The sequence below is a fragment of the Leucobacter sp. M11 genome (assembly GCF_035726885.1).
Taxonomy (GTDB): domain Bacteria; phylum Actinomycetota; class Actinomycetes; order Actinomycetales; family Microbacteriaceae; genus JAPFRB01.
Map to the genome: position 1 here is coordinate 430,192 of NZ_JAPFRB010000002.1, position 2,689 is coordinate 432,880.

The 2,689-nt window shown below is 77.1% G+C and carries 1 protein-coding gene; it reads right to left on the reverse strand.

Going from position 1 to position 2,689, the window contains the following annotated elements:
• On the reverse strand, nt 1-2,689 hold a 2,689-nt coding region (locus OOT08_RS06340), incomplete at both ends, for an Ig-like domain-containing protein (protein ID WP_325091742.1).

Genomic DNA, 2,689 nt, shown 5'->3' on the forward strand with positions numbered 1-2,689 from the left:
GTCTACCCGGACCGTTGTCGGCGGGGACCGGAAGCCGTGTTCGTCCTCCGCGGTGGCGGCGAGTTCCGCGCCGTCCGCGGCGGCCGGGCGCAGCTCGATCGTGAAGGCCCCGGCTGCGTCGCTCCGGCCGGAGCCGAGCACGGTGCCTGCCGCGTCCGTGATGGTGATGAGCTGCCCCGGCTCCGCGGTGCCGGTCACCGCGCTGCCCCGGCTGGGGTCGAGGATCGGGGCGGCCGGGGTTGGCGCGAAGCGGACCTCGGTCTGAGGCCCCTCGACCGCTCCGTCGAGCGTGAGCGACACGGTCGCGGAGCCGGGCACTGCGGAGGTCAGCCAGGCCTCCAGCTCTCCCGGCGTCGTCCCGGGGAGGAGCACGCCGAGCAGGCCGAGGGTCGTCCGGACGGCCTCGGGCCGGGCATCGGGGACGGGGTTCCCGAGGGCATCGCGGAGCGTGACGGTGACGAGCACCCGATGGACCCCGTTCGCCTCGGCGAGCTCGGGCGTCGCGGTCAGGGTCGACCGCGTGGGATCCGCGGGCCCGGCGACGAAGGCCGCGGTGCCGGGGCTGCCCGCGAGCGGCTCGGAGCCGACCCGGGCGGAGACGGCCAGCTCGGCGGCGCGCTCAGAGACCAGCGCGGTCTCCGCGCGGCCCTCGGCGTCCGTCCGCACGGTATGCTCCGCCAGGTGTCCCGGCTCGGCCGCGTCGAAGGTCACCGGAATGTCCGGCACGGGGTTCCCGAGCCGGTCCGTGACGGTGGCCCGCAGGGTGTGCGCCTCGGCCCCGTCCGCCACCCGGGTTCCCGCGCTCACCGTGAACCGGGAGGCCCCCTCCGCGCCCACGCTCGGCTCCCCCGGCACGAAGGCGAACGGCGTCAGCTCACCGATCCGTTCCCCGCCCAGCGCGACCGCGGTGTCAAAGCTCCCCGGGGTCGCACTGCTCAACACGAGCCGGACGGTGCCGGCCTCGTCGCTCAGGTACGGGCCGGGCACCCGGAGGAGCCGCGGATCCGTGTCGAGGGTGATCTCGACGCCGGGCACCGGGTTGCCGAGGGCGTCCCGCACCGTGATGAGCCCGGTGTAGGCCGCCTCGCCGTCGGCGGTGACCGGCCCGTCCGGGGTCCAGGCGACCGCCGAGGCCCCGGCATCCGCGGTCCCGGCCGCGAAGGCGACCGTTGCGGGGCTCCCCGCCAGGGGCTCGCCCCCGACGGAGGCCCGCACCGGCACCGCAGCCGTCCGCTCCGAGACGATGCCCGTCTCGGCGATGCCCCGCGCATTCGTGCGCACGCTGTGCTCGGTGAGCCGCCCGGGCTCGCCCACGCCGAAGTCCACGGCGGCGTTCGGAACCGGGTTCCCGAAGCGGTCTCGGATCTCCGCCCGCGCCCGGTGCTCGGTGACCCCGTCAGCGGTCCGCGCGCCCTCGGTCACGGCCAGGGTCGAGTCCCCGCCCGTTCCGGTGCTGGGCAAGCCGGGCACGAAGCTGATCTCGGCCGGGCTCCCCGAGAGGGGCTCCCCGCCGAGGGAGGCGCGCACCTCAGCCGTCCCGGCTCGCTCGCTCGTGATCGCGAAGACCACTCGCCCCTCCGCGTCGCTCAGCGCCTGCGGTGCGGCGGTGACCGCGCCGCCGGTCAGGGCGAGGTCGATGGGCGCCCCGGCGACGGGGTTTCCGTGTCGGTCCCGGATCAGGGCCGTCGCGGTGTGCGCCGCGACCCCGTCGGCCGCCCGCTCACCGGGGCTCACGGTGAGGACGGAGGGACCGTCCTCGCCGAGCGCGGGAGGGCCGGGGACGAAGGTCGCGAGCGCCGGGCTCCCGCGCAGGGGCTCGTCCCCGAGCCGTGCCGTGACCTCGGTGTCCCCCGCCCGGGTGATCACGAGCCAGGTTTCGGCGATGCCGTCCGGTCCGGTCACGGCGGTGTCCGCCCCGAGCGACGCGGGCGCGGCGGCGGCGAAATCGACCGGCACCCCGGGGAGGGGGTGCCCGCTGGCGTCGCGGACCTCGGCCCGGAGCAGGTGCCGGTCCGCGCCGTCCGCCACCCGGACTCCCGGGCTCACCGTGAGCCGGGAGCGGCCCTCCGGGCCCAGGCTGGGCTCCCCGGCGACGAAGCGGAGCGCGTGCTCCGCGCCGAGCGTGACCTCCCCGCTGCGCGCCGCGAGGGGGAACACCCCGACGGTCTCGCTCCGCAGCGGCACCCGGAGGATCCCCGAGGCATCCGTTCGGTGTGGCCCCGGGCTCAGGAGCAGGCGGGGGTCGGCGTCCAGGCTGACCGCGCCATCCGGCACGGGGTTGCCGAAGGCGTCCCGGAGCACGATCTCCGCGAGGTAGGCGGCCTCGCCGTCGGCGAGCACGGGGCCCTCCGGGCTCACGGTGAACTCGGACGTGTCCGCATCGGCCGCGCCCGCACCAAATCGCACGGACGCTCCGCTGCCGGGCACCTCGCCGTCGACGAGGGCCGAGCCATCCCAGAACGCGGCCTCGGCGCGGACCGCGGCGGCGCCCGCGCGCGTACTGCGCAGCGCGGCCTCGTATTCGCCGGGGGTCTCCGTCTCGGCGACCTCGCCCACCGTGACGCCCGCATCCGCCGTGAGCCGGATCGAGTCCGCCGCCCCGGTCACCGCCCGGCCTCGGGCGTCCCGGAGCAGCACCGTCGCGGTGTGCGCGTCTTGCCCGTCCGCAATCCGGATCCCCGTGCTCAGC